Origin of the sequence: Sphingomonas parapaucimobilis NBRC 15100, from assembly GCF_000787715.1 — a bacterium.
In the GTDB taxonomy this organism is placed as follows: domain Bacteria; phylum Pseudomonadota; class Alphaproteobacteria; order Sphingomonadales; family Sphingomonadaceae; genus Sphingomonas; species Sphingomonas parapaucimobilis.
Window position 1 is genome coordinate 43,311 of the sequence record NZ_BBPI01000035.1, and the last position, 23,960, is coordinate 67,270.

Annotated in this window: 29 protein-coding genes and 2 tRNA genes; 6 read left to right on the top strand and 25 right to left on the bottom strand. The window is 67.6% G+C overall.

What is annotated here, in order from left to right; translation table 11 throughout:
* Nucleotides 1-43: 43 nt before the first annotated feature.
* Together SP5_RS06660 and SP5_RS06665 are read right to left on the bottom strand one after the other, a co-directional pair.
* Entirely contained in the window at nt 44-1,030 is a 987-nt protein-coding gene (locus tag SP5_RS06660; RefSeq protein WP_217995686.1) for an NADP-dependent oxidoreductase, read from the bottom strand.
* Nucleotides 1,031-1,130: 100 nt separating this feature from the next.
* Nucleotides 1,131-2,393, bottom strand: coding sequence for a DUF2171 domain-containing protein (locus tag SP5_RS06665; protein WP_042485920.1), 1,263 nt, complete (start codon nt 2,391-2,393; stop codon nt 1,131-1,133).
* A gap of 248 nt (nt 2,394-2,641) precedes the next feature.
* Between SP5_RS06665 and SP5_RS06670 the strand changes: the two genes are divergently transcribed.
* The 3 genes from SP5_RS06670 to SP5_RS06680 all read left to right on the top strand — a co-directional run bounded on the left by SP5_RS06670 (nt 2,642) and on the right by SP5_RS06680 (nt 4,265).
* Nucleotides 2,642-2,717: transfer RNA gene (locus SP5_RS06670), tRNA-Ala, on the top strand.
* A 58-nt stretch (nt 2,718-2,775) separates the two neighbouring features.
* Nucleotides 2,776-3,534, top strand: a complete 759-nt coding sequence (locus tag SP5_RS06675) for an NUDIX hydrolase (RefSeq protein ID WP_042485923.1) — start codon at nt 2,776-2,778, stop codon at nt 3,532-3,534.
* Entirely contained in the window at nt 3,534-4,265 is a 732-nt protein-coding gene (locus SP5_RS06680; RefSeq protein WP_042485926.1) for an extensin-like domain-containing protein, read from the top strand. The genes SP5_RS06675 and SP5_RS06680 overlap by 1 nt, the downstream gene beginning before the upstream one ends.
* A gap of 55 nt (nt 4,266-4,320) precedes the next feature.
* Here the strand turns inward: SP5_RS06680 and SP5_RS06685 are convergent, their stop codons facing one another.
* The 4 genes from SP5_RS06685 to SP5_RS06700 form a co-directional block, all read right to left on the bottom strand.
* Nucleotides 4,321-4,878, bottom strand: coding sequence for a hypothetical protein (locus tag SP5_RS06685; RefSeq protein ID WP_042485929.1), 558 nt, complete (start codon nt 4,876-4,878; stop codon nt 4,321-4,323).
* Between the two features lie 274 nt (nt 4,879-5,152).
* Complete coding sequence (locus SP5_RS06690; protein ID WP_042485932.1) at nt 5,153-5,428, bottom strand: hypothetical protein; 276 nt, start codon at nt 5,426-5,428, stop codon at nt 5,153-5,155.
* A gap of 27 nt (nt 5,429-5,455) precedes the next feature.
* Nucleotides 5,456-6,271 carry a transglutaminase-like domain-containing protein gene (locus SP5_RS06695; RefSeq protein WP_042485936.1) on the bottom strand — a complete coding sequence of 272 codons (816 nt, stop codon included), beginning with the start codon at nt 6,269-6,271 and terminating at the stop codon, nt 5,456-5,458.
* A gap of 76 nt (nt 6,272-6,347) precedes the next feature.
* A complete protein-coding gene (locus tag SP5_RS06700) occupies nt 6,348-7,094 on the bottom strand; it encodes a Bax inhibitor-1/YccA family protein (RefSeq protein ID WP_042485939.1) in 747 nt (248 codons plus the stop codon).
* A 123-nt stretch (nt 7,095-7,217) separates the two neighbouring features.
* On the opposite strand from SP5_RS06700, the gene thpR reads away from it, so the two are divergent.
* Genes thpR through SP5_RS06715 form a run of 3 tightly spaced genes read left to right on the top strand, consistent with a single transcriptional unit; the run spans nt 7,218 to nt 8,926 of the window.
* On the top strand, nt 7,218-7,682 hold the full coding sequence (thpR, locus tag SP5_RS06705) for an RNA 2',3'-cyclic phosphodiesterase (RefSeq protein WP_042485942.1): 465 nt from the start codon (nt 7,218-7,220) through the stop codon (nt 7,680-7,682).
* 39 nt (nt 7,683-7,721) lie between these two features.
* Nucleotides 7,722-8,258, top strand: coding sequence for a superoxide dismutase family protein (locus SP5_RS06710; RefSeq protein WP_042485944.1), 537 nt, complete (start codon nt 7,722-7,724; stop codon nt 8,256-8,258).
* A 5-nt stretch (nt 8,259-8,263) separates the two neighbouring features.
* On the top strand, nt 8,264-8,926 hold the full coding sequence (locus SP5_RS06715) for an HAD-IA family hydrolase (protein ID WP_042485948.1): 663 nt from the start codon (nt 8,264-8,266) through the stop codon (nt 8,924-8,926).
* A gap of 276 nt (nt 8,927-9,202) precedes the next feature.
* Here the strand turns inward: SP5_RS06715 and SP5_RS06720 are convergent, their stop codons facing one another.
* From SP5_RS06720 to gspF, 19 genes are all read right to left on the bottom strand, one after another.
* Nucleotides 9,203-9,556, bottom strand: coding sequence for a HesB/IscA family protein (locus tag SP5_RS06720; RefSeq protein WP_042485949.1), 354 nt, complete (start codon nt 9,554-9,556; stop codon nt 9,203-9,205).
* Nucleotides 9,557-9,558: 2 nt separating this feature from the next.
* Nucleotides 9,559-10,032, bottom strand: a complete 474-nt coding sequence (locus SP5_RS06725; protein WP_042485952.1) for an SUF system Fe-S cluster assembly protein — start codon at nt 10,030-10,032, stop codon at nt 9,559-9,561.
* Nucleotides 10,029-11,234, bottom strand: a complete 1,206-nt coding sequence (locus SP5_RS06730; protein WP_042485954.1) for an aminotransferase class V-fold PLP-dependent enzyme — start codon at nt 11,232-11,234, stop codon at nt 10,029-10,031. The genes SP5_RS06725 and SP5_RS06730 overlap by 4 nt, the downstream gene beginning before the upstream one ends.
* Complete coding sequence (locus SP5_RS06735) at nt 11,231-12,310, bottom strand: SufB/SufD family protein (RefSeq protein WP_042485956.1); 1,080 nt, start codon at nt 12,308-12,310, stop codon at nt 11,231-11,233. Before SP5_RS06735 ends, SP5_RS06730 begins: the two co-directional genes overlap by 4 nt.
* Nucleotides 12,307-13,059 (bottom strand): Fe-S cluster assembly ATPase SufC, encoded by a 753-nt coding sequence (sufC, locus tag SP5_RS06740; RefSeq protein ID WP_042485959.1) that lies wholly within the window; start codon nt 13,057-13,059, stop codon nt 12,307-12,309. The genes SP5_RS06735 and sufC overlap by 4 nt, the downstream gene beginning before the upstream one ends.
* Nucleotides 13,060-13,061: 2 nt before the next feature.
* A complete protein-coding gene (locus tag SP5_RS06745; RefSeq protein ID WP_042485961.1) occupies nt 13,062-13,472 on the bottom strand; it encodes an endonuclease domain-containing protein in 411 nt (136 codons plus the stop codon).
* A gap of 71 nt (nt 13,473-13,543) precedes the next feature.
* The gene (gene sufB / locus SP5_RS06750) at nt 13,544-15,007 is read right to left on the bottom strand and encodes a Fe-S cluster assembly protein SufB (RefSeq protein WP_042485964.1); all 1,464 of its coding nucleotides are present in this window, start codon (nt 15,005-15,007) and stop codon (nt 13,544-13,546) included.
* Nucleotides 15,007-15,462, bottom strand: coding sequence for an SUF system Fe-S cluster assembly regulator (locus SP5_RS06755; RefSeq protein ID WP_042485967.1), 456 nt, complete (start codon nt 15,460-15,462; stop codon nt 15,007-15,009). The genes sufB and SP5_RS06755 overlap by 1 nt, the downstream gene beginning before the upstream one ends.
* Before the next feature lie 309 nt (nt 15,463-15,771).
* Nucleotides 15,772-16,818: a Glu/Leu/Phe/Val dehydrogenase family protein gene (locus tag SP5_RS06760; RefSeq protein WP_042485970.1), complete on the bottom strand. Its 1,047-nt coding sequence runs from the start codon at nt 16,816-16,818 to the stop codon at nt 15,772-15,774.
* A gap of 132 nt (nt 16,819-16,950) precedes the next feature.
* A tRNA-His gene (locus SP5_RS06765) sits at nt 16,951-17,027 on the bottom strand.
* Nucleotides 17,028-17,075: 48 nt separating this feature from the next.
* On the bottom strand, nt 17,076-17,786 hold the full coding sequence (locus tag SP5_RS06770; protein ID WP_241823696.1) for a type II secretion system protein N: 711 nt from the start codon (nt 17,784-17,786) through the stop codon (nt 17,076-17,078).
* An 11-nt stretch (nt 17,787-17,797) separates the two neighbouring features.
* On the bottom strand, nt 17,798-18,271 hold the full coding sequence (gspM, locus tag SP5_RS06775) for a type II secretion system protein GspM (RefSeq protein WP_042485977.1): 474 nt from the start codon (nt 18,269-18,271) through the stop codon (nt 17,798-17,800).
* A complete protein-coding gene (gene gspL / locus SP5_RS06780; protein WP_042485981.1) occupies nt 18,268-19,350 on the bottom strand; it encodes a type II secretion system protein GspL in 1,083 nt (360 codons plus the stop codon). The genes gspM and gspL overlap by 4 nt, the downstream gene beginning before the upstream one ends.
* Nucleotides 19,350-20,339: a type II secretion system minor pseudopilin GspK gene (gspK, locus tag SP5_RS06785; RefSeq protein ID WP_241823695.1), complete on the bottom strand. Its 990-nt coding sequence runs from the start codon at nt 20,337-20,339 to the stop codon at nt 19,350-19,352. Before gspK ends, gspL begins: the two co-directional genes overlap by 1 nt.
* Nucleotides 20,332-21,009 (bottom strand): type II secretion system minor pseudopilin GspJ, encoded by a 678-nt coding sequence (gene gspJ, locus SP5_RS06790; protein ID WP_281177311.1) that lies wholly within the window; start codon nt 21,007-21,009, stop codon nt 20,332-20,334. The genes gspK and gspJ overlap by 8 nt, the downstream gene beginning before the upstream one ends.
* 86 nt (nt 21,010-21,095) lie before the next feature.
* The gene (gene gspI / locus SP5_RS06795; protein WP_042485984.1) at nt 21,096-21,449 is read right to left on the bottom strand and encodes a type II secretion system minor pseudopilin GspI; all 354 of its coding nucleotides are present in this window, start codon (nt 21,447-21,449) and stop codon (nt 21,096-21,098) included.
* Between the two features lie 160 nt (nt 21,450-21,609).
* On the bottom strand, nt 21,610-22,152 hold the full coding sequence (locus SP5_RS06800) for a GspH/FimT family pseudopilin (protein WP_439645604.1): 543 nt from the start codon (nt 22,150-22,152) through the stop codon (nt 21,610-21,612).
* A gap of 44 nt (nt 22,153-22,196) precedes the next feature.
* Entirely contained in the window at nt 22,197-22,652 is a 456-nt protein-coding gene (gspG, locus tag SP5_RS06805; protein ID WP_076710552.1) for a type II secretion system major pseudopilin GspG, read from the bottom strand.
* 17 nt (nt 22,653-22,669) lie between these two features.
* Nucleotides 22,670-23,893 (bottom strand): type II secretion system inner membrane protein GspF, encoded by a 1,224-nt coding sequence (gene gspF, locus SP5_RS06810; protein ID WP_042485988.1) that lies wholly within the window; start codon nt 23,891-23,893, stop codon nt 22,670-22,672.
* Between the last annotated feature and the right edge of the window lie 67 nt (nt 23,894-23,960).

The following is a 23,960-nucleotide window of genomic DNA, read 5'->3' on the forward strand; positions in this document are numbered from 1 at the left end:
AGGGTTAGAGGTCTCACCGAGACCATCCTCCGCGCCCCGCCCCTTACAGCTTCACCAGCATCTTGCCCTTGTTGCCGCCGGTGAACAGCGCCAGGAACGCCTCGGGCGTCCGGTCCAGTCCCTCGAACACCGTCTCCTCGCGCTTGAGCTGGCCGTCCTTCAGCATCCCGGCCATGTCGCGGTAGAATCCCGGCTGATCCTTGAAGTCGCTGACGATGAAACCCTGAATCCGCACGCGGTTGCCGATCAGCCGCGCGAGATATGTCAGGCTCGTCGGCTTGGCGTCGTTATAGACGTCGATCATGCCGCAGATCGCAAAGCGCGCATTGGGCTTGGCATGGGCCAGCGCGGCATCCAGATGATCGCCGCCGACATTGTCGAAATAGACGTCGATGCCGTCTGGCGCCGCTTCGCCGAGCGCGTCGACCACCGACTGGCCCGACTTGTAATCGATCACCGCATCCGCGCCGAGCGAGCGAACCCAGTCGCACTTTTCCGCGCCACCGGCCGATCCGATGACGGTCATGCCCTTGGCCTTGGCGATCTGGACGACCGTCGAGCCGACCGCACCGGCCGCTGCCGAGACGAACACCGTGTCGCCCGGCTTGGCCTCGGCCACCTGGAGCAGGCCGTAATAGGCGGTCATGCCCGGCATGCCGAACTGGCCCAGATAGGCCTGCGGGTCGACGCCCAGATCGGGCAACGGCTGGACATGCGCGGCCGGAAGCACCGCCTCGTCGCGCCAGCCCGCCATATGGCTGACCATCGTGCCGACCGCGATGCCGTCGGCGCGGCTTTCGACCACTTCGCCGATCGCGCCGCCCTGCATCGGCTCGCCGAGCTGGAAGGGCGGGACATAGCTCTTCGTGTCGTTCATCCGCCCGCGCATATAGGGGTCGACCGACAGCCAGCGATTGACGATCCGCACCTCGCCCTCGTTCAGGGCGGGCAGGTCGCGCTCCACCAGCGCGAAATCACCGTCAACGGGCGTGCCCTTGGGGCGGGCCGCCAGGGTCCAAGCCTTCATCATCATATCCTTTTCATCATCTGGATCGGACATGGGAAAAGGCCCGGGTGATGTCCACCCGAGCCCTCCAAGAAAAGTCACCAGTCAGTGACGTTTTTCTTTATCAATAACCCCGGCTGGTGTCCGAGGTGCTGCCCGACGTGGCGCTGGTGGTCGTGCCGGTGCCGGTCGTGGTGCCGGTGGCCGACGTCGTACCCGTCGTGCTGCTGTTATTCTGTGCCGAGCTGGTCGTACCGGTCGCACTCTGGCCGTAACCGCTCGATTGGCCACCCATGCCGGTCTGGCCGTAGCGATTGGCCTGACCGTAGCGGTCGTTTTCACGGGTGTTGTCGCCGAACATGGCGCGCGCATTTTCCTCATCGCGCCACTGGGCCTTGGCTTCCTCGGCGGTCTTGGTCAGCGTGACCTTGTCCTCGACGGACTTCAGCCAGCGCGACGGGATCGAGTGGTGCTGGCCGCCCGCATCCTTGTCGTTCTTGGTCAGCAGGATGCGGTCGCCGCGCACCTTGTCGACGGTGCCGACATGGCTGCCGTCCGAACCGACGACTTCCTGATGCTCCTTCACCTTGGGCAGAAGGCCGCGCTGGCCTTCGCGCTCGGTGCGCCAGCTCGAGAATTCGTTCTGGAACTTGGTGCGGTTCTCGCTGCGATATTCGTCATAATCGCGGTCGAGCGCGGCGATCTGGCCCGAGCGCCAGTGGTTATAGTCATGGTCCTGCTGGGCGTAATAGCGCTCGTCCATGCGCGCGTCCGCCTCACGGCGACGCTCCGCTTCCTCGTCGCCGAACCACGAGCGGACCTCGTCCCCGGCGCGCGCGAAGAAGCCGCGATCCTCATAGTCATAGCCTTGCGGCTGGCGACCATAGTCGCGACCCGACGGCTGCTGGCGACCATAGTCCGAACGGCCATAGTCCGAGCGACCATAATCACTGCGCCCCTGGCGGTCGTCGCGGCCATAACGGTCGCCGGTATAGCCATAGCCACGCGACGAATCGCCATAGCTCGACGCGCTGCGATAACCTTCACGGCCGGTGTCGCGGTCATAACGATTCTCGTCGCCGCGATAGGCACCGTATTGGCCCGAACGGCCTTCACCGTAACGGCCTTCATTCTGGCGGCCGCCGAAATCCTGGCGCGACGCGTTGTAGCTGTCGCGGTCATAACCCTGACGGCCATAGCCCTGATTGCCGTAATCGCGCGCGCCATAGCCACGACGGCTGTCGTTGCGGCTGTCGTCATACGCGCCTGCCGCTTCATAGTCGCGGGCGCTGGAATAGGTGTAGTCGCGCCCCGAGCCGTAGTCCCGGCCATAGTCGAAGTCGCGGTCGCCACGATTGGCGTCGCGGGAATAGCGGTCGTAAGCCATCCTAAACCCTCCTGAAATTCGATCCTGCGGGGGCCGACGCCGCTCGTCCGGCGGGCCGTGCCTTCCGGGTGTTTCAATGAGGCACGTCAAGACATGTTCCGTTGGCGACGTGCCAGCCGCGACGGACGGAGTGATGCGAAAGGCCGAAAGCAGGCCAATTTTTTTGAGCCCGCCCGTCAAAGCGGTGTTGCGTCGCCCCGAATCACGGGTTAATGGCGTCGCTCCCGACCATGGTCGGGTTACGGGGCGGGGCTGTAGCTCAGATGGGAGAGCGCTGCAATCGCACTGCAGAGGTCAGGGGTTCGATTCCCCTCAGCTCCACCACCCCGCCTTCCCTTCCATCGCCGACACCCGCGAACGCCTTTGGTGCGTTGTCCATGCGATGATTCCCGATCCGATTCCCGCCGCCACGCTGATCCTGATGCGCGAAGGCACAGACCCTGAAGCGTATCCCGAAATCCTGATGGTCGAGCGTGGTGCGACACTGGCCTTTCTGGGCGGTGCGATGGTGTTTCCGGGCGGGCGGGTCGATCCGGGCGATCATGCGCTGGTCCCCGCCGAGTCCCCCGACCGGGACGAAACCGCCGCCCGCATCGCCGCGATCCGGGAGACGATCGAGGAGGTAGGCCTGGGCGTCGGCCTGTCGCCCTCCCCCGATGCGACGACCCTGCCCCGCCTGCGCGCAACCATGGCGGCGGGACGATCCTTTGCCGAGGCCCTCGCCGATCATGGTCTGGCGATCGACCCACAGGTGCTGACCCCCTTTGCCCGCTGGTGCCCCGAACATGTGCCGGTCCGCCGCTTCGATGCCCGTTTCTATCTGGCGGCGGTCGCGCGGGAGGCGTCCAACCCCGCGATCGACGGTTCGGAAACGGTCGGCGCCATATGGACGACCGCTCGCGATGCGCTGGCGGCGGCGGACGGCGGCGCGATCCGCATCATCTTTCCCACGCGCCGGACGCTGGAACGATTGGCGCTCTACCGCGATTTCGCTTCGGCCACCGCCGACGCGCGGGCCTGGCCGATCCGACGGATCATTCCTTTTCAGGTGGAGCGTGACGGCGTGCCATTTCTGTGCATCCCCGACGATCTGGGTTATCCGATCACGGCGGAACCCGTCGCCAGCGCAAGACGCGGCTGATGCGGGCTGTCCGGCGATGGACGACCATATTGATCGGGATCGTCGCCATGGCGATGCTCGCGCTGCTGCTATGGGGCTGGGCGCGGCGTCACCCTCAGGATGTGCCCTGGGCGCCGCTCGATCTGGCTCAGCCGGTGGGAATGTTCACCGGGCGCAAGCTGACCGCGCTGACCCAGGGCAGGACGCAGTGCCTCGGGCTGCTCGACCGGGCGGGTATCCGCTACACCGCGCTGCCCGCCCGGTCGGACGGCGCGCAATGCGGCTATGACGATGCGGTGCGCTTTACGGCGGGCGGGGCAAGGGCCATCGGCTATCGCCCGGCCACTTTGGGCGTATCGTGCCCGGTCGCGGCCTCGCTGGCCTTATGGGAATGGGATGCGGTCCAACCCGCCGCACGCGAACTGCTGGGCAGCGAGGTCGTCGCGATCGATCATCTGGGCAGCTATAATTGCCGCCGGATCAGCGGCCGCAGTACCAGCGACTGGAGCGAGCACGCCCGCGCCAATGCGGTTGATATCGCGGCCTTTCGCCTGAAGGACGGGCGGCGGATCAGCGTGCTGCGCGACTGGAAGGACCAGGGGGCGAAGGGGCAGTTCCTGCGCCGGGTCCGCGACCAGGCCTGCGACCTGTTCGCGACCACGTTATCGCCGGATTACAATGCCGCTCATGCCGACCATTTCCATCTCGATCAGGCCTATCGCGGGTCGATGGGCTGGCGTGCCTGCCGGTAAGGAACAAGCGGACGATGGCGGCGCCCCCCGGCCCCGCCATCGCCATCGCGCGGCATCAGTTGGCCAGCGACGTGCCGTTCGTGTCGACCTTCTCGACCCAGTGCGGGAAGAAGGCGGGCTGACGGCTCGACCAGCCCGCCGCGGTCGCTGCCGCTTCGCTGATCGACTGGAGCAGCTGCCGCCGCAATTCGGGATGCAGATGCGGCAGGGCCGCCGCCGCGCAGAAAATCGAAGGCAGCCATGGGCGCACCTCGGCCCCGACCAGCCGCTCATAGAGGAACCGGAAAGCCGAGAAGCTGGTCAGCCGCCCCTGCCCCAGGTCGAAAGCCGCGATCGTGACGAACGGCGCCATGAACGGCTCCAGCGACTCCAGGCCGCTATCGACCGGGATCAGGTGCCGGATTTCCGGCAGGTTGCGGTACAGCCGGGCCTGGGCGCGGATGCTCGCCGCCTCGACCACGTCACGCGACCAGCGCGTCATCGCATCCTCACGGTCCAGCCCGATATCGAGCGACCGGCGGATATAACGCTGCGTCGCCGCCGCGAAGCCTGCAAATTCCTTCATTTCCGCCAAGGTCATCGCGCCTTCGGCCGGTCTGCTCCTCGATCCCATATCATCACCCCGCCCAATCGAAACTAACCCGATCATCATGCGCGCATTTGGTTAACGCAACGCTGAACGAGCCGGTCCAGACAAACATGAAAAGCGCCGCGCCGCAACATAGATTGCGACGAACCGCCATAGGAGCAATCAATTTTCCGAGATACGCCGAACCCCGACATATTCGGCAAGTTTGTTGCGAGGACGCAACGGCGGGTGATTTTCATAGGGAAGAAGCCGGGGAGAGGCCCATGTCTGGCCCTCGCCCCCGGTCATGCGGTACGGGTCAGCGATCCTCTTCGGTATAACCCGACGACTCGGCCGGGCCATCGCGGCCGGGCTGGGTGATCGAGGGCGGATCGCTGGCATCCATCGATTCGTCCAGGCTCTCGTCAAGCTGGGCGTCGACATCCTGCGGGTTCTTCTGCAGGTCCTCGGTGATGGCGGGATCCTGCCCGGCTTCCTGTTCGGGAGGACGCGGGCGGTTGCCCTGCTCGGCCTGCTCGCCGCCCGGCGCGACCGAAACGCTGTCCAGCGCGCGATCGTCGATGCTGTCGTTCATGTCACTTCCCCATCATAGTGGACCGGATCAACGAGCCAGATCGGACAAGCGTTCCTGCGCCGATCCGTCCAACCGCCGCACCTTCACCCGTTGATCGCAAAGCTGCGCCTCGCCGAACACCGTCATGAAGGCGATGTCGGTCGCATCGCGGCCGACGCACACCCGCGCGATCTCGTCGGCCTGCGCCATGCCGGTCGCGTCGACCAGATGCCAGCCGCCCTCCAGCCACAGTTCGGCCACCGCATGGAAGTCGGGCGGATCGACGCCGGGCGCATAGGCGGCGACACAGCGCGCCGGAATTTCCGCCGCACGGGCCAGCGCGACCAGCAAATGGGTATAGTCGCGGCACACCCCGCTGCGCGATCCGAAGGTGTCGAGCGCGGTCGTGACGCCGCTCGACCCGCCCGACTGATAGGTCATGCGCGTCGCCACCCAATCGGCCAGCGCCGCCGCCATCGCTCCGCCCGACAGCCCCCCGAAACGCTGGCGGACGAAGCCCTCCAGCCGGTCGGACTCGCAGTAACGGCTGGGCAGCATATAGGGGATCAGCTCACCGGGCAGCCCGCGCGCCGGGGTGGCCGCCAGCCGCTCCAGCCGGACGACCGGCCGTTCGACCGCGACCACTGCTTCATAACGGGCGAGCAGGCCGTGATCGGCACGCACCCAGCAACGTTGCCCGATTCCGTCCTCGCCGCGCACCGCCGCGACCGGATGATCGGACCAGATGGTCAGCGACTGATGCTCCAGCCGCTGGTCGGGCGTCGCCGCCACCTCGATCTGGAGCAGGATATCGGCCGGTTGCTTCAGAACATAGTCGAGCGTCACGTCGATCGACAGGCGCATGGCCGTATCCCCTTCGCATGAAAAAAGGCCCGGCGGATATGCCGCCGGGCCTTCTGGATCTGTTCTGTCGACCCGATCAGTCGCGGCTGGAGCCGGTCAGACGCAGGATGAACATGAACATGTTGATGAAGTCGAGATACAGGCTCAGCGCCGACATGATGACCACCCGGTCCTGCATCGACGTGCCGCGCACCTCGTAATACATCGACTTGGTACGCTGCGTGTCATAGGCGGTCAGGCCGGCGAACAGCAGAACGCCGACGAAGCTGATGACCAGGCCCATCGTCCCCGACTGGAGGAAGATGTTGATGACGCTGGCGACGATCAGGCCGACCAGGCCGATGATCAGGAAGGTGCCGAACGCCGACAGGTCACGCTTGGTGGTGTAGCCATAGAGGCTCAGCGCCGCGAAGCCCGCCGCGGTGGCGAAGAAGGCACCCGCGATCGAACCGCCGCTATACACCAGGAAGATGGTCGACAGCGACAGCCCCATGACGACCGCAAACGCCCAGAAGAGCAGCTGCATCGTCGAGGTCTTCATGCGGTTCACGCCCATGCTCAGCGCGAACACGAAGCCCAGCGGCGCGAACATGATGACGTAGCGAAGCGCGCCGCCGTTCAGGAAGACCTGCGCGGCCATGCTGTCGCGACCACCCCATGCGAAGAGCAGCGCGACGATACCCGTCAGCAGCACGCCCGACGTCATGTAGTTGTAGACGGACAGCATGTACGAACGCAGACCCGCATCATAGGCGGTCGAGCCCGTGGTGGCTGTGGTACCGAACGGCGCGGCGCTCGGCCGTGGATCAGACCAGTTTGCCATGGTGAACTATTGCTCCTTTGCCCGGCCATATGCCGGTTAGGCCAAATATCGCTCTGTTGGGGACGCTTTTCAAGCGGAGGAGGTTCCCGCGAACGCGACGGAATGCGATAGACATATTTTGTCATGGTTCGTCTGTTCGTCGCGCTCCGCCCACCGCCCGCCATTCGCGACCTGCTCGCCGATGCGATGGACGGCGTTCCCCAGGCCCGCTGGCAGGATGACGACCAGTTGCACCTGACCCTGCGCTTTATCGGCGAGGTGGACCGCCCGGTGGCGGAGGATATCGCCGCCGCGCTGGGGCAGGTTCGCGCCCCCGCCCCCATGGTGCGGATTTCCGGCGTCGGCACGTTCGATCGCAAGGGGCGGGTCGACACGCTCTGGGCGGGCGTCACGCCGCACGACGCGCTGGCCCGCCTGCCCGGCTCGGCGGGACGCGCACCCGAGATCGAAGGGTGGCGTGCGGTCCATGCGGGCCTGTCCAGCGAGCCTTTCACCATGGGCCATCTGGTCCTCTACCAAAGCCATCTGGGCCATGGCGGCGCATCCTATGAACCCGTGATGCGTTGGCCGCTTGAAACCGGCGGGTAACACGCCGCAACTATGCGTATCGAACAGGGAGCTTGCGTCATGAAATATCTCACGCTGTTGACCATCGGCACCGCCGCGCTGGGCCTGGGGGCCTGCGACCAGACAAAGATGGAAACGGGCTCTCCCACCCCGAGCGGCGCCAGCGCGACCGCGAGCCTGCGGACCGGCACCGGCGGGGATGCGGGCCGCGCCACCGCGACCGAAGTCGCCGGGGGATTGCGCATCACCCTCGACGCGATGAACGTGCCGGCGGGCATGCACGGCGTCCATGTCCACACCGTCGGCCGCTGCGACGCGCCGGACTTCACCACGGCGGGCGGCCACTGGAACCCGACGCAGCGCCAGCATGGCAGCATGAACCCGCAGGGGCCGCATGAGGGCGACATGCCCAACATGACCGTCGGCAATGACGGACGCGGGACGCTGGGCGTGGTGTTGCCGGGCGCGACCATGGCGGGGCTGCTGGATGCCGACGGCTCGGCGATCGTGATCCACGCCGCCGCCGACGATCTGAAGACCGACCCCAGCGGCAATAGCGGCGGCCGCATCGCCTGCGGCGTGTTCCAGGCCAACTGAACGGCATGTCCACACCCCTGCCGATACGCGCCTTTGGCGGCTTCCTGTTCGACATGGACGGGACGATCCTGAGTTCCATCGCATCGGCCGAGCGCGCCTGGACCGTCTGGGCAAAGCGGCAGGGGCTGGACGTGGAAGCGTTCCTGCCGACCATCCACGGCGTCCAGTCGGTCGAGACGATCCGGCGGTTGAACCTGCCCGGTATCGATCCGGTGGCCGAGGCGCATGCGCTGACCGAGGCGGAAATGCTGGACGTCGACGATGTGGTGCCGATCGGTGGCGCGGCGGCATTCCTGGCCGCCCTGCCCCCCGATCGCTGGGCTATCGTGACCTCCGCACCGAAGCGGCTGGCGGAGGTGCGGCTGAAGGCGGCGGGGTTGCCTTTACCGGGCGTGTTCGTGACGGCGGAGGATGCGAAGCGGAGCAAGCCCGCGCCCGACGGCTTCCTGCTGGGCGCGAAACGGCTGGGCGTCGCGCCAGAGGAATGCCTGGCCTTCGAGGACGCCCCCGCCGGGATCGCTGCGGCCGAAGCGGCGGGGATGACGGTGGTGGTGATTACCGAGACGCATCGTGGGGTGATGGATACCGCCCATGCGACGGTCGGGGATTATCGCGACCTGGCGGTGGAGTGGGACGGTGCCAGCCTGAAGCTGGACCACCGGGTTTAGGCCATTGCTGTAACCCGGTGGAGGCCGGGATCGGGTTACGATGCGGTTTCGTCGGCAGGGACCTTTGCCTCCCACATGGCGGCGCCCCGCAATCTCAACCGGGAAGAAACTGGACCCCGGCCTTCGCCGGGGAACAGGTGTCAAAAGCCCCTTACCCCCAACCTCCGTTCAGCCTGAGCGAAGTCGAAGGCCACGGGATTCCGCGCCGCCGTTCAGAACGTGCACTTCGACTTCGACAGTGCGAGCGGAGTGCAGGGATGGCGCTACCGCCTCCCCTTAAACCGTAAAGCTCTCTCCGCACCCGCACGCGCCCTTGGCGTTGGGGTTCTGGAACACGAACCCCGCGGTGAAGTCGTCCTCGACCCAATCCATGGTCGATCCGATCAGGTACAGGATCGATCCGCCATCGACGAACAAGGTGCCGCCCGGCGTGTCGATTTTCTCGTCGAACGCCTTGGCCTCGGTCACGTAATCGACCGAATAGGCCAGTCCCGAACACCCCCGGCGCGGGGTGGACAGCTTCACCCCGATCGCCCCCTCCGGCGCGCGCGCCATCAGCTCGGCGATCCGCGCCTCGGCGGAGGGCGTCAGGTTCAGCGCGGCGGGGCGCGGGCGCAGGGTGGTGGCCATGGTCAGAGCATCCCCAGTTCGAGCTTGGCGTCGTCCGACATCTTCTGCGGGTCCCAGGGCGGGTCCCAGACGAGGTTGACGTCCGCCGTCGCGATCCCCGGCACCGCCGAGACGCGCAGTTCGACCTCGCCCGGCATCGACTCGGCGACCGGGCAATGCGGGGTGGTCAGCGTCATGGTGACGACCGCATGGCCGCCCTCGGTCACCTCGACGCCATAGATCAGACCCAGGTCATAGATGTTGACCGGGATTTCGGGGTCAAAAATATCCTTCAGCGCGTCGATGATCCCGTCATACAGCGCGCCGCCCGGCTGGGTCGGATCGTCGGCGGTCGGCTTTTGCGAGAGGAAGCCCGAGAGATAGTCGCGCTGGCGCTCCGCCCCAGCTTCCGTCGCCGGTGTCTCGACGACATCCTGCACACGCGCCTTGGGCGGCTGCGCCACGCTGTCGACCTCTTCGATTCTATAATCGCTCATCCGAAAATCCTCGTGACCCGCCGGACGCCATCCACCAGCGCCGCGACGTCATCGGGTCCATTATACACGCCGAAGCTCGCCCGCGCGGTGGCGGGCAGGCCGAGCGCGTCCATCAGCGGCTGGGCGCAGTGATGGCCTGCGCGGATCGCCACCCGGCTCTCGTCCAATATGGTGCCGATATCATGGGGATGAACCCCCTCGACCGCGAAACTGACGATTCCCGCCGAGTCTTCCGGCCCCAGCAATCGCACAGAGTTGATCGCCGACAGCCCCTCGCGCGCTTGCATCACCAGCGCCGCCTCATGCGCATGGATCGCATCCAGCCCGATGGCCGACACATAGTCGATCGCGGCATGAAGCCCCAGCGCGCCGACGATATGCGGCGTCCCCGCCTCGAACCGGCCGGGCGGGGGGGCATAGGTGGTCTTCTCGAAGCTCACCCGGTCGATCATCGACCCGCCCCCCTGATAGGGCGGCATCGCGTCGAGCAGTTCGGTCCGCGCCCACAGCACGCCGATGCCGGTCGGACCATAGAGCTTGTGGCCCGAGAAGACGTAGAAGTCACAATCCAGCGCCTTCACATCGACCGCGATACGCGGCACCGCCTGGCAGCCGTCGAGCAGGATCTTCGCGCCCACACCATGCGCCAGATCGGCCGCGCGACGCCCGTCCAGGACCGAGCCCAGCACGTTCGACACATGGCCCAGCGCCACCAGCTTGTGCGCCGGGGTCAGCATCCGTTCCATCGCGTCCAGATCGATGCGGTGGTCGGCGGTCAGCGGCAACACGTCGATCGCGACGCCCAGCCGCTCGGCCACCATCTGCCACGGCACGATGTTGGAATGATGCTCCAGCATCGACAGCAGGATACGGTCGCCCGCCTTCAGGTTGGTCGCGGCCCAGCATTGCGCGACCAGATTGATCCCCTCGGTCGCACCGCGCGTGAAGACGATCTCGTTCGCCGACCCCGCGCCGATGAACCGCGCCGTCGCCTCCCGCGCCTTCTCATAGGCCACCGTCATATCGGCCGAACGCTGATAGACGCCGCGATGCACGGTGGCATAGCTGGTGTCATAGGCACGGGTGATCGCGTCGATGACGGCTTGCGGCTTCTGCGCGGTCGCGGCGGTGTCAAGATAGGCCCAGCCGTCCGGGATCGCCGGGAAATCCGCCACCCGGTCGAGAGGCGCGGCGCTCGTCAAAGCGCCGCCTCCAGCCAGGCGTCCGCGTCCGCCGCAAAGGCTTCGCGCACCACCTCGTTTCCGATCCGGTCGATCGCATCAGCCACGAAGGCGCGCGTCAGCAGCGCCTGCGCGCGGGGCTTCGGAATGCCACGGCTCTGCATGTAGAACAGTGCCTTGGCGTCCAGCTCGCCCACCGTCGCGCCGTGCGCACACTTCACGTCGTCGGCGAAGATTTCCAGCTCGGGCTTCAAATTCACCGTCGCCGTCCGCTGGAGCAGCAGGCCGCGAAGCGACTGCTCGCCATCGGTCTTCTGCGCATGGCGTGCGACCTCGACCCGTGCGGCAAGGCTCGCCTGGCTGCGATCGGCGGCGACCGCGCGCCACAGCTGATGGCTCTGCCCGTTCAGCGCGGCATGGCGGAGGGCCACCGCGCACTCCTGCTTCAACTCGCCCTTGGTCAGCAGCGCGCCGCCGAACTCGGCATAGGCGCCGTCGCCGGTCTGGGTGATCCCGCCGTCGATCCGCACGCCCATGGTGCCTGCCGCGAGGAAGGTCGCGGTCAGGCTCGCGCCCTCGCCCAGTTCGGCTTCCTCGCGCAGCGACACGAAGCCGTCATCCTGCAACAGCCGAACGCCACGCATCAGCCGCGCCGACGTCGCCAGCGTCACCCGCGTCAGCCGGTTGGTCCAGCCGCGCCCGACATAGGTCTCATAGACCTGCGCCGCCGCATCCTCAGCCAGCACGATCTCGGCGGGCAGGTGATTGGCCGCGCCGCTGGCGACATGGACGATCTGCACCGGCTCGGCGACCGCATCGCGCTCCAGCCGCAGCGACCAGCCGCGCCCCAGCGCCTGCCGTCCCAGCGGATGGTCGCTGGCGTCGATCTGCATCAGCTGCACCGGGCCAAGGTTGCTGGCGCTTTCATCCAGCACCCCGTCCACGAACAGCAACCGCGCACCGGGCAGGTCGAGGAAGCGATCTGCCCCCGCAACCGGCACCGCCCGCTCGCTCTCCGCCGCACGGCGAAGCGCGTCGATATCCGCCCAGCGCCACGCCTCTTGCCGGGTCGAGGGGAGTTCCAGCGTGGTCGTCACGCCGCCGCTCCCTCGACGCCCACATAGCCTTCACGCTCCAGTTCGAGCGCGAGTTCGGGGCCGCCCGAGCGCACGATGCGGCCATCGGCCAGCACGTGTACCCGGTCGGGCTGCACATAGTCGAGCAGCCGCTGATAATGGGTGATGAGCAGCACCGCCTTGTCGGGCGCGCGCATGATCCGGTTGATGCCGTCGCCGACGATTCGCAATGCGTCGATGTCGAGGCCGGAGTCCGTTTCGTCCAGGATCGCGAACTTGGGGTTCAGGATGCCCATCTGGACCATCTCGTTGCGCTTCTTCTCGCCGCCCGAGAAGCCGACATTGACCGGACGCTTGAGCATGTCCTGGTTCAGCCCCAACCCATCGGCCTGCGCGCGGGCGAGCTTCAGGAACTCGGCGCCCGACAGCGGCTTTTCGTCACGCTGCCCACGCTGGGCGTTCAGGCTCTCGCGCAGGAACTGGACGTTGGACACGCCGGGGATCTCGACCGGATATTGGAAGCCCAGGAACAGGCCCGCCGCAGCGCGCTCGTTCGGCTCCAGCTCGAGCAGGTCGACGCCGTTAAACGTCACCGAACCCTCGGTCAATTCGTAACCCGGACGCCCGCCCAGCACATAGCCCAGCGTCGACTTGCCCGCGCCGTTCGGCCCCATGATCGCATGGACTTCGCCCGCATTCACCTCGAGCGTCAGGCCCTTGAGGATCGGCTTGCCGTCAATCTCGGCATGGAGGTTTTCAATTTTCAGCATTGTCATATCCTCGTCAGCCCCTCCCCTTCAGGGGAGGGGTTGGGGTGGGGCGCCCACCGCGCGGGCATCGCTTGCAGCGTGCCGAGCAGGTGCGCCAATACACCCTCGATATTGTGCATCACATCAGTATTGCCGATGTGAACGACCCTAAAACCCAATTCCGTAAGTGCCGCATCGCGCCGAACATCCCGCTGTGCATCGGCATGGGTTTCGCCATCGACCTCAACGATCAAGCCCGCTGCCGGGCAGAGAAAGTCGGCGATATAGCTGCCGATCACGGCCTGCCGACGGAATTTGAAACCGCCCAGTTGCGACCGCGAAAGACGCGCCCAGAGTCGTTTTTCCGGCTCGGTCGGTTCACGACGCATCGTGCGGGCGTAGCCCGACAAACGGTCGAGCGCCCCTGCGGACATGCCCCACCCCCGGCCCCTCCCCTGAAGGGGAGGGGTGTCGTGGCGTCGGGCGTCGTCGCGCGGCGTCAGTGTCACCCGACCGAACCTTCCAGCGAAATCCCCAGCAGCTTCTGCGCCTCGACCGCGAACTCCATCGGGAGTTGCTGCAAGACTTCCCGCGCAAAGCCGTTGACGATCAGCGCGACGGCCGCTTCCTGATCCAACCCGCGCGACATGGCATAGAATAGCTGGTCCTCGCTGATCTTGCTGGTCGTCGCCTCATGCTCGATCTGGGCGCTGGGGTTCTTCACCTCGATATAGGGCACGGTGTGCGCGCCGCACTGATCGCCCAGCAACAGGCTATCGCACTGGGTGAAGTTGCGGACATTCTCGGCGGTCGCCGCCACGCGGACCAACCCGCGATAGGTGTTGTCCGAACGCCCGGCCGAAATCCCCTTCGACACGATGGTCGAGCGGGTATTCTTACCCAGATGGATCATCTTGGTGCCGGTGTCGGCCTGCTGGCGGTTGTTCGTGACCGCCACCGAGTAGAATTCGCCCACCGAGCCGTCGCCCGCCAGCACGCAGGACGGGTATTTCCACGTCACCGCCGAGCCGGTTTCGACCTGCGTCCACGACACCTTGCTGTTCTTACCCTGGCAGAGCGCACGCTTGGTGACGAAGTTGTAGATGCCGCCGACGCCGTTCTCGTCGCCCGGATACCAGTTCTGGACGGTCGAATATTTGATCTCGGCGTCGTCCAGCGCGACCAGCTCGACGACCGCCGCGTGCAGCTGGTTCTCGTCGCGCATCGGCGCGGTGCAGCCTTCGAGATAGGAGACATAGGCCCCCTTGTCCGCGACGATCAGCGTGCGCTCGAACTGGCCGGTATTCTCCGCGTTGATGCGGAAATAGGTCGACAGCTCCATCGGGCAGCGAACGCCCTCGGGGATATAAACGAAGGTGCCGTCCGAGAAGACCGCCGAGTTGAGCGTCGCGAAGTAATTGTCGCGCTGCGGCACGACCTTGCCCAGCCACTTGCGGACCAGATCGGGATATTCCTTGATCGCCTCGCTGATCGAGCGGAAGATCACGCCCGCCGCTTCCAGCTCCTTGCGGAAGGTGGTCGCGACCGAGACGCTGTCGAACACCGCGTCGACCGCGACCCTGCGCGCGCCCTCGACGCCCGCCAGCACTTCCTGCTCGGCGATGGGGATGCCCAGCTTTTCGTAGGTCCGGCGGATTTCCGGGTCCAGCTCGTCCAGCGACGCGATCGTCTTCTTCTGCTTCGGTTCGGCGTAATAATACGCGTCCTGATAGTCGATCGGCGGGATGTTGAGCTTGGCCCAGTCCGGCGTCTCCAGCGTCTGCCACAGGCGGAACGCCTTCAGCCGCCAGTCGAGCATCCATTCGGGCTCGCCCTTCTTGGCCGAGATATAGCGGACCGTATCCTCGCTCAGCCCCTTGGGCGCGAAGTCCTGCTCGATGTCGGTGGCGAAGCCCCACTCGTACTTCTTGTTGGCGGCGGCGAGCGCCTCTGCATTCTTCGTGGCCATCAGGCGAATACCCCCGGACGCGGATCGGCGTCCATCACTTGCGATTCAACAGGATCGGCGGCGAGCGTCGCGAGCGTCACCCCGGAAAAGGCGGCGCGTACCGCCTGATTGACGACATGCCAATGCGGCCGGACCCGGCACTGCATTTCCAGGCCGCAGTCATGCGCGGCGCCGTCGACGCACGCGGTCAGCGCGATCGGGCCGTCCACCGCCTCGACGATATCGGCCAGGCTGATCGCGTCCGCCTCGCGCGCCAGGCGGATACCGCCGCCGGTGCCGCGCGTACTCTCGATGAGCCCTGCGCCCGCCAGACGGCTGACCAGCTTCTGGGCGGTAGGCAAAGGCACCCCCGTCTGCCCCGCCAGCAAGGTCGCGTTGCTCCGCCCACCCACGCCTTCGCGCGCGGCGGCGGTCATCATCACGACCGCATAATCGGCTAGGCTGGAAAGGCGCATGGACTCCCAATCGGATGGATTTGATCCGATTGGCAAATGGGCGCGAGGGGGCGGTTCGTCAACCGGGTTTCGGTGCGGGAATTTCGATGGGTGTGAGTGAGGGGGACTCACTCTCTTCTTAAGCACCTCCCGCAGGCGAGTTTCAGGTCGGTCATGCTCCCAGCATGACCTAAACGATGCGGGGCATCGTTTACCTGAAACTGGGTTTGGGGAGGGCATGGCCACAAACGATGGTCTCGGTGAGACTCCTTGCCCTCCCCCATCCCCTCCCGCTTGCGGGAGGGGCGTGAGTCTCAAGAGCGTGTGGTTTTACCGCCCGATCAGACCCTGCGCAATTTCGTCCGCCACGTCCGACGCCGGATGACCCGTTTCCGCCGAACGCTGCCACACCTGTTCCAGACGCTCGGGAATCTTGGCGATGCGCGCCATGACCTCGGCCTCGTCGCCCTGGCCCAGATATTCCAGGCCGACATTGATGATGCCGCCTGCATTGATGACGTAATCGGGCGCATAGAGGATGCCCGCCTCCGCCACGCGCGCGCCGTCCTCGCGGGTCGCCAGCTGGTTGTTCGCGCCACCCGCGACGACCTTGGCCTTCAGGCGCTGGATCGAATCGGCGGTCAAGACCGCGCCCAGCGCATTGGGGCTGACCAGATCGACGTCCGCGAACAGGATCTCGTCGGCCGAAGCAACGCTCGCGCCCAGTTCCGCCGCCATCTGTTCCGCCCGCGCCTGATTGACGTCGGCGATGGTAAGCACCGCGCCGTCCTTCGCCAGCAGCTTGGCGAGACCGCCGCCGACCGAGCCGACGCCCTGGATCGCGACGCGCACGCCCTTCATGTCGGTTGCGCCCAGCCCACGCTTGGCGGCGGCCTTTACGCCCAGATAGACGCCGTGCGCGGTATAGGGGCCGGGGTCGCCGCCCGCCGCACCGCTCGCCACTGGCAGGCCCGAGACATAACGGGTCTGGGTCGCGATGACCTTCATCCGCTCTTCCGACATGCCGACATCCTCGGCCGTCACATAGCGACCGCCGAGCGACTCGACCGCGCGGCCGAACGCTTCGAGCTGCGCGGTGGTGATGACGTCGCCGGGCTTGGCCGCCAGGACCACGCCCTTGCCGCCGCCCAGCGCCAGACCCGCCATCGCGTTCTTGTAGCTCATGCCGCGCGAAAGGCGCAGCGCGTCGGTGATCGCCAGCGCGGGCGTGCCATAGTTCCAGAAGCGCGCGCCGCCCGCCGCCGGGCCGAGATGCGTCGAGTGCACGGCGATGACCGCCTGCAGACCCGAAGCGGGATCGGTGAACAGGTGTACGCCTTCATGCGCGTCGAAATCGGGAAAGCCCCAGTCCGTCATGCTCGTCCTTCGGTCCGACAAAAGCGGAACCGGACCGAGACTTTCGACCCGGCCACCCTATCGGTGAGGATTGAGGGGGGACACGGGCGCGAAAGGGGCCGGTGCCGTGGCCAGGATATGGCCGGAGAAGAATGGGGCGACCGACGGGACTTGAACCCGCAACTTCCGGCATCACAAGCCGGCGCTCTAACCAATTGAACTACGGTCGCCGCGAAGGCTTGCGCCCCTAAACGGGATCACCCGCTTTCGTCAAGCGGTCAAAATCGTCCTTCTGCCGAAAGTCGATATCCGCCCCCTGTCCCGGCCACGAAACCCAGCTGCTCCAACTTCGCTGCCGCCGCCGGATCGCCGGGCGTCAGGACCAGATCGGCGGTGTAGCGGCCATCGGGACGGATGCGCAGGTTGACGCCCTCCGCACCACCCTGCCCCGTCATCGGCAGGAGGAGCGCGCCCGCCTCGCACCGCGCGGTGCCCATCATCGTCGGCGGCAGCGGCAAGCCGCCCGCCTCGCCCGCCACGGTCGCACGGACGCGGCCCGCCGCTTCCTCGCACACGCCATCACGGAAGCGGACGGTCACATCCTCCAGCGCCAGCGTCGTCACCGGCAGCGGGGCAAAGAGCGTCGCGGCGGGCAAGGAGGCGGTGACGCCGTCGATGCCCATGGCGTGGCGGCTGACCGTCGCGGACCCGGCGATCGGACGGCCATCGGCGCCCGCTCCCTCGAACGCCAGCTTCGCCCGCCCGACCAGCAGGGCGAGCGGCGACAGCGACACGCGGAGATCACCCAGCGCCACCGCGCCGAACCGCGCCTCGATCATGCTGCCGCCCCAGATCGTGCCGCCGACCCGGCGCGCGCTCAACCCCTGATCGGCGAGACCCGTTGCGCCGAGCGCCAGCCGCATCGGCAGGAAGACGATCAGCGCCACGGTCAGCATGGCGGCGAACAACACCAAGGGCCGCGTGGTCATCCGCAACCGCATCACGACACCCGCGTCCGCAGGATAAGGGCGACACCGACCGTCCGGTCGCCATTGTCGGTCAATGTCGCCTGCTCGACCAGCACGCCGCCCCGCTCCAGCCGTGCCAGCCACGGCGTCAGCGCGGATGGCCGCGCCGAGGCGATCTGCGCGCGCACCCGGCCGGGGCCGTCCTCGGTCAGCGCCGAAAGGCCGAAGCCCACCTGCTCCGCCGACAGACGCACCGTGTCGGCCAGCGTGCCCGAAAGGGCCGGCGGACGGCGGCGACGCTGGTTCAGCTCGGCCGCGATGGCTTGCGCCTCGCCCAGCCGGATCACCGCATCGGCGTGGCGTTCCCGCGCACTCGACAGGCCGTCGTCCAGCGGGCGCAACAGGCCGCCCCATAGGAGCGTCACGACCAGTAGTGCCCCCATGACCAGCAGCAGCCGCTTCTCACGAAGGCTGCGCCCATCGAACCAGAGTTTCAGCGCCTTCATCGTGCGCGCACCGTGAATTCTCCCGTGATTCGGCCGTTCGCCGCGACGAAGGTGCTGGGCTGAACGGTAAAGCCCTCCGCCTCGATCGCGCGCTTCAGGTCGGTGGCCAGCGCCTCGCGATCGACCGCGACACCCAAACGGATGTCGCCGCTGGGCTGAAAGTCGAGGGCGGTCAGCTCGGTGCCGGGCACCGCGCGCACGGCCGCGAACACCGCCGCCGCCGTCCGGCTGAACCCCTGGCCCGGCCCGCGCAACCCCGACAGTCGCTCGGTCAGCTGGCGATCGGCATCGACCAACGTCTCGCCGCGCGGCAGGGCGGTGCGGGCGACCTGCTCGATCTTCGCCTCGGTCGCGTCGGCGGCGAAACTGTATTTGGTCCAGCGCACGAAATCGATCGCCAGCGTGGCGACGACGATGGCGACGCCCAGCCATGCCAGCCGCTTGACCAGCCGCCAGTCGATCGAAAAGCCCCGCCGCCGCGCAAAAATTCCCTGCCGCAGGTCGAGCGCGGGCACCGCCGCCACCGCGCCCAGCGCGGCCGCGACCGCCGCATCATCCAGATCGTCGAGCGGCGCGTCACCCGTGACGATCTCGGTCAAGCCCGGCTCGTCGGCAAAGCCCGACGCGCGCCCGCGGACCACGCCCTGCCCGGCCAAATGCCCACGCACATACCCCTCGTCAGGACGCGGCAGCAGCAGCGGTGCGGGCACGACGGCGACCGGATCGACCCCCGCCGCGCCCAGCCGCGCCAGCCATCCCGCCATCGCCCCGCGATTGACGATGCCGATCGGGCGGCTGCCTGCCTCGTCCTCCCCGACCGCGACGTGCAGTTCGTCCATCGGCGCGGCGCTCACCTCGGCGGCGAGCAGGCGCGCCGCGGCGGCGGCCTGGGCGGTCGAGCGGGCGGGAATCTCGGCCCAGTGCAACGACACCGCATCGGCGGGCGCGACGGCGATGATCTCGCCATCACCCTGCGGCAGGCCGTCTCCGGCGGCGGCGACGCGCTCGTCCTCGATCCGCATCCAGCGATAATCGCCGCCATCCCCCGGCGGCAGGAACAGGAGGTTGGTCGCACTCATCACTCTTCCCCCCAAATCCGTGCCACCAGGCGCGGCGGCTGTCGCGTGGCGTCGACCAGCGCGCGCTCCTGCACCGTCACGCTGCCCAGACCGACATCGATACGCAAGTTGAACCAGCGCGTCGTCACCGCCACGCCGCCGCCCCCGCTCGCCCCCGGTATCTGCGCCCAGAAGGCACCGGCGTCGGCATAGCCTTGCGGCGGGCGGCGCAAAAGGGCCTGGGCGATGGCGGGGGGCGAAATCGTATCGACCTGCGCCATGGCGACCAGGGGCGCCTGTTCGGGGGCCAGCGTGTTGATGTTGACGCTCGTCGGCTTCGCCTCGGGCAAGGTGCAGAGCCAGGGGCGAAGCTGGGCATAAAGCTCGGGTGTGACGCCGCTGACCATGCGCAGCTCGCTGACATCCGCCATCATCGCGCCGCCGGTCCGATAGGACGGATCGCGCGCCAGATAGATGGGGTCCTCCGCGCCGCCCCCTTGCGGGTTCTGGTCGCTGTCGATCCAGTCGGACGCGGCGGTCGCGACCTGCTGCGCGACCTGGCCGGGCACGTTCAGCAGCCGCATCAGCTTGGCGAAATGCGCGACCTCGACCGCATTGCCGACCAGCATGCCGGGCTGGCCGGGCAGGTCCTGCACCAGGCCGTTGAGGTTGAAGCAATTGCCCCCGTCCGTCACCCGCGCGACCGCGCTGCCCCCGCCCGCGATATCGCCCAACGGCAATGCGAAGGGCCGGTCACTCCATCCGCCGAGCAGCGACACCTTGCCCTGGGCGCGTTCCAGCAGGTCGCCGATGCGGATGATCGCCAGCGCCTCGGCCGCATAGGCGAAACCGCGCGCCTGCTCGATCGCGACCGCATTGCCGCCCAGCCGGGTCGACAGGCGCAGCTTTTCCAGCGCGGTGGCGGCCAGCACCGCGATCACGGCAACCAGGATCAGGACGGTCAGCAGCGCGGCCCCGCGCTCGCCCGCTGGCGGCAGCGGTCTAGCCATTGGGTGTCGGCGTCGGGCTGGGAGACGGACCGGGCTGGGGCATCACGGCCGTACCGACATAGCCGGTGCCGACCAGGAACAGCTGGCGATAGATCATGCCGTCGTCACGCACGATCGTGACCTCGGCCGCCTGCGGCAGGGCGACGCCCGGCTGCCCCTGCCACTGGTCGAGCCACGCGCCGTTGAAGCGGTAACGCAGATGCAACTCGCGCACATGCTCCATCAGCGCGGCAGGCTCCATCGGCGCGGCTCCGTCGAGCAGCGGCCAGGCGACCCGCTCCAGCACGTTGCCGTTCAGGCGATAGGCGACCTTCTGCACCGAAGGCCGCGCCGCATTGTCGAGATTGCTCCAGCCGCCCCGCACCAGCCGCATCGCGTCCGGCCCGGCGACCATGGCGGGGGTCAGGACGCCGCCCTCGTCGCGCGTCGGCCGGTCGACCGCCTGCGCCAGATCGGCCGACAGGATCGCGGTCGTGCGGCTGACCGCCGCCATCGCGTCGAGCTTCTGCCCCGTCACCCCCTGCGCCCGGACGCTGAGCGACAGGATCGCCACGGCAGCGGCGGCCAGCATCGCGAAGATGAGCAGCGCCACCATGACCTCGACCAGGGTGAAGCCCTGTTCCCCCGTTCCCCCGCGCAGGTGGGGGTCCGGTTCTCGCTCCGTTGGCAATCTGTGGCTCGATTGGCCCGCCCGACCGACAGCGGAAGGAACCGGACCCCCGCCTGCGCGGGGGAACAGATGGGTCGACACGCCCGTCACGACACCGACACCCCGACCGGCGGCGCGGCCATGGGCGGGCGGACCATCGTCATCCGCCCGACGACGCGGCCCCCCGGATTCGTCACCGCCACGTCGATCCGCACGACCCGCGCATCGCCCGTGCCGCTGACGATCCGCGTCCATTTCCAGCTGCGCCCGCCATTCACCTCCGCGCCCGTCGTCCGGCCCAGCGCGGGCGCCTGCGGGTCGGTGACGGCCGAAACGGCGATGTTGCGCGCGACCATCTGCGCCACCACGGTCTCGTCCAGGGTCGAGGCCCCCCGGATCGTCGCACTCTCCAGCCGCACCAGCGCCATCGCCGCCAGGCTGAACACCGCCAGCGCGACCATGATCTCGATCAGGGTGAAGCCATCCTCCCCGGCACGGGGAGGGGGACCATCCGCAGGATGGTGGAGGGGGATCGCCGCAAGGGTCGACTCATGAGGAAGCCCCCCTCCGTCAGCGCTTTGCGCTGCCACCTCCCCGTGCCGGGGAGGATAAAAATGCCCCTTACCCATCGACACGCACCGTGCCGTCCGCGCCGATCCGCACGATGCTGCTCGCTCGCTCCCGCGTCAGGCGCAGTTCGACCGGGCGGTCCGCCAGCCCCGTCACGTCGAAGGTGATCCGCACCCGGCCGCTGGCATCGGGAATCACCGCCTGGGTGCCGTCTTCCCACTGGGCGACGCGCAGGGGCTTGGCGGTCATCGGGCTCCAAGCGCCGTTCGCCCGCCGGTCGAAACCATAACCGCCGCGCGTGACCCATATGCTGACCGGCGACGCCTCGACCACCGCCACGTCATGCGCGGCGCGGACGCGGGCGGCGAACTTCAACGCCTCGTCGGTGACGCGGCCCCGCCGGTCGGGCAGCGACAGCACCGCCACCGCCGAGGCCAGGCCGATCACGGTGATGACGATCATCAGTTCGACCAGGGTGAAGCCGTTGGCCCATGCACGTCGACTTCGCTCATTGCGAACGGAGGTCGGGACCAGACCTCCACCCCCGTTCAGCCTGAGCGAAGTCGAAGGCCACGTTCCGCGCCCTCCACGCAGGCCGCGCCCGCCACCGTCACCGGCATCCAGGCGGGCAGCCCGCGTCACTTATCCCAGTTGCCGATATCCGCATTGACCCCTTCGCCGCCTTCCTTGCCGTCGGCGCCATAGGTCCAGATATCCGCCTCGCCATGCTGGCCGGGCGAGGCATAGAGATAGGGGCGGCCCCAGGGATCGTCGGGCAGCTTCTTCAGATAGCCGCCCTTCTGATAACGCGACGGATCGGCCAGCCCGGCGGGCATCGACACCAGCGCGGGCAGCCCCTGCGCCGTGGTCGGGAAGGTCAGGTTCTGGAGCTTGTACATCTCCAGCCCCGTCTCGATGTTCGAGATGTCGGCCTTGGCCTTCTGGATCTTGGCGGTGTCGCCCGACGGCAGCACGTTCAGCGCCACGATCGTCGCCAGCAGGCCGATGATGACGATGACAACCATCAGCTCGACCAGGGTAAAGCCGTTCGCCGGACGCTTGCGGCGGATCCGCCGGGGATTGGGGGTACGCATGAACATGTCCTCTCGACTCATTGTCCCGCCAGCGTGTTGAGCTGGAGGATCGGCAGCAGGATGGATAGCACGATGGTGGCGACCACGCCGCCCATTACGACGATGATCGCCGGCTCCAGCAGCGACAAAGCGGTGGCGGTGAAGCGGTCGAATTCGCGCTCCAGATAATCGGCGGCGCGCTCCAGCATCTCGTCCAGCCGCCCCGCCGCCTCGCCGCTGGCGGCCAGATAGGTGAGCAAGGGCGGGAACACCCCGGCGCGCCGCATCGCGGCGGACAGGCTGCCGCCGCCCCGGATCGCATCGACGATCGCGTCGGACGCCACGCGCAACCGGCGGTTATGGATGGTCCCGGCGGTCAACGTCAGCCCTTCGAGAAGCGGCAACCGGCTCGCCACCATCGTCCCCAGCGTGCGCGCCATCCGCGCCGCGTGCAGGTCGCGCAACAACCGGCCGAGCAGCGGCAGCTTCAGCAGCCAGCTGTCGAAGGACAGCCGGATCGACGGCACCTTCAGCGCGCGCCAGAACCCGACGCCGCCGAGCACGACGATCCCCGCCATCAGCCACCACCAACCGACCAGCAGGTCCGATACGGTGATGACCATGCGCGTCAGGAAGGGCAGCTCCTGTCCGACCGTATCGAACTGTTCGACCACCTGCGGCACGACGAACATCATCAGCGCGGTGACGACGCCCATCGCCACGACTGCGAGGATCGTCGGATAGGCGAGCGCGGTGATCAGCTTGCCGCGAATCTCCGCCTGCCGTTCGAGCAATGCGGCGAGCCGTTCGAGGATGGTCGGCAGCGTGCCCGAACTCTCCCCCGCCGCGACCATCGCGCGGTACAGGGGCGGGAAGCTCTTGGGCTCGCGCGCCATCGCATCGGCCAGGCGACGCCCTTCGGTGACGCCCTGATGCACGGTCGCGACGATGGCGCGCACCCGCTCCTGCTCGGTCTGGCGGGTAATCGTGCGAAGGCTTTCCTCCAGCGGCGAGACGCGGTTGAGCGTGGCGAGCTGGCGGGTGAAGAGCGTCAGCTGCTTGACCGACATGCGCGCGCGGCCGAGCTTCAGTCCGAACAGCGGCCGCCGCTCGGCGGTGTCGCCGCTACCGGGCTTGACCGACACGACATAAAGCCGCTGCTTCTCCAGCGCGGCGCGGGCGGCGTCGGCGGTTTCGGCCGGGATAAAGCCCCGCTTCTCCGTGCCCCGGGTGTCGATCGCGACATAGTCGAACCCGGCCATGTCAGTGCACCTCCACTCTGCCGCGTTCCCCCACGAAGGCGGAGGGCCAGTTGCCTTGCGGCATGCC

Excerpts from the sequence above, each read along its gene's own strand:
- SP5_RS06660 (WP_217995686.1), bottom strand. The coding sequence starts at position 1,030 with ATGATGAAGGCTTGGACCCTGGCGGCCCGCCCCAAGGGCACGCCCGTT.
- SP5_RS06665 (WP_042485920.1), bottom strand. The coding sequence starts at position 2,393 with ATGGCTTACGACCGCTATTCCCGCGACGCCAATCGTGGCGACCGCGAC.
- SP5_RS06675 (WP_042485923.1), top strand. The coding sequence starts at position 2,776 with ATGATTCCCGATCCGATTCCCGCCGCCACGCTGATCCTGATGCGCGAA.
- SP5_RS06680 (WP_042485926.1), top strand. The coding sequence starts at position 3,534 with ATGCGGGCTGTCCGGCGATGGACGACCATATTGATCGGGATCGTCGCC.
- SP5_RS06685 (WP_042485929.1), bottom strand. The coding sequence starts at position 4,878 with ATGGGATCGAGGAGCAGACCGGCCGAAGGCGCGATGACCTTGGCGGAA.
- SP5_RS06690 (WP_042485932.1), bottom strand. The coding sequence starts at position 5,428 with ATGAACGACAGCATCGACGATCGCGCGCTGGACAGCGTTTCGGTCGCG.
- SP5_RS06695 (WP_042485936.1), bottom strand. The coding sequence starts at position 6,271 with ATGCGCCTGTCGATCGACGTGACGCTCGACTATGTTCTGAAGCAACCG.
- SP5_RS06700 (WP_042485939.1), bottom strand. The coding sequence starts at position 7,094 with ATGGCAAACTGGTCTGATCCACGGCCGAGCGCCGCGCCGTTCGGTACC.
- thpR (WP_042485942.1), top strand. The coding sequence starts at position 7,218 with ATGGTTCGTCTGTTCGTCGCGCTCCGCCCACCGCCCGCCATTCGCGAC.
- SP5_RS06710 (WP_042485944.1), top strand. The coding sequence starts at position 7,722 with ATGAAATATCTCACGCTGTTGACCATCGGCACCGCCGCGCTGGGCCTG.
- SP5_RS06715 (WP_042485948.1), top strand. The coding sequence starts at position 8,264 with ATGTCCACACCCCTGCCGATACGCGCCTTTGGCGGCTTCCTGTTCGAC.
- SP5_RS06720 (WP_042485949.1), bottom strand. The coding sequence starts at position 9,556 with ATGGCCACCACCCTGCGCCCGCGCCCCGCCGCGCTGAACCTGACGCCC.
- SP5_RS06725 (WP_042485952.1), bottom strand. The coding sequence starts at position 10,032 with ATGAGCGATTATAGAATCGAAGAGGTCGACAGCGTGGCGCAGCCGCCC.
- sufC (WP_042485959.1), bottom strand. The coding sequence starts at position 13,059 with ATGCTGAAAATTGAAAACCTCCATGCCGAGATTGACGGCAAGCCGATC.
- SP5_RS06745 (WP_042485961.1), bottom strand. The coding sequence starts at position 13,472 with ATGTCCGCAGGGGCGCTCGACCGTTTGTCGGGCTACGCCCGCACGATG.
- sufB (WP_042485964.1), bottom strand. The coding sequence starts at position 15,007 with ATGGCCACGAAGAATGCAGAGGCGCTCGCCGCCGCCAACAAGAAGTAC.
- SP5_RS06755 (WP_042485967.1), bottom strand. The coding sequence starts at position 15,462 with ATGCGCCTTTCCAGCCTAGCCGATTATGCGGTCGTGATGATGACCGCC.
- SP5_RS06760 (WP_042485970.1), bottom strand. The coding sequence starts at position 16,818 with ATGACGGACTGGGGCTTTCCCGATTTCGACGCGCATGAAGGCGTACAC.
- SP5_RS06770 (WP_241823696.1), bottom strand. The coding sequence starts at position 17,786 with ATGACCACGCGGCCCTTGGTGTTGTTCGCCGCCATGCTGACCGTGGCG.
- gspM (WP_042485977.1), bottom strand. The coding sequence starts at position 18,271 with ATGAAGGCGCTGAAACTCTGGTTCGATGGGCGCAGCCTTCGTGAGAAG.
- gspL (WP_042485981.1), bottom strand. The coding sequence starts at position 19,350 with ATGAGTGCGACCAACCTCCTGTTCCTGCCGCCGGGGGATGGCGGCGAT.
- gspK (WP_241823695.1), bottom strand. The coding sequence starts at position 20,339 with ATGGCTAGACCGCTGCCGCCAGCGGGCGAGCGCGGGGCCGCGCTGCTG.
- gspI (WP_042485984.1), bottom strand. The coding sequence starts at position 21,449 with ATGGTCGCGCTGGCGGTGTTCAGCCTGGCGGCGATGGCGCTGGTGCGG.
- gspG (WP_076710552.1), bottom strand. The coding sequence starts at position 22,652 with ATGCGTACCCCCAATCCCCGGCGGATCCGCCGCAAGCGTCCGGCGAAC.
- gspF (WP_042485988.1), bottom strand. The coding sequence starts at position 23,893 with ATGGCCGGGTTCGACTATGTCGCGATCGACACCCGGGGCACGGAGAAG.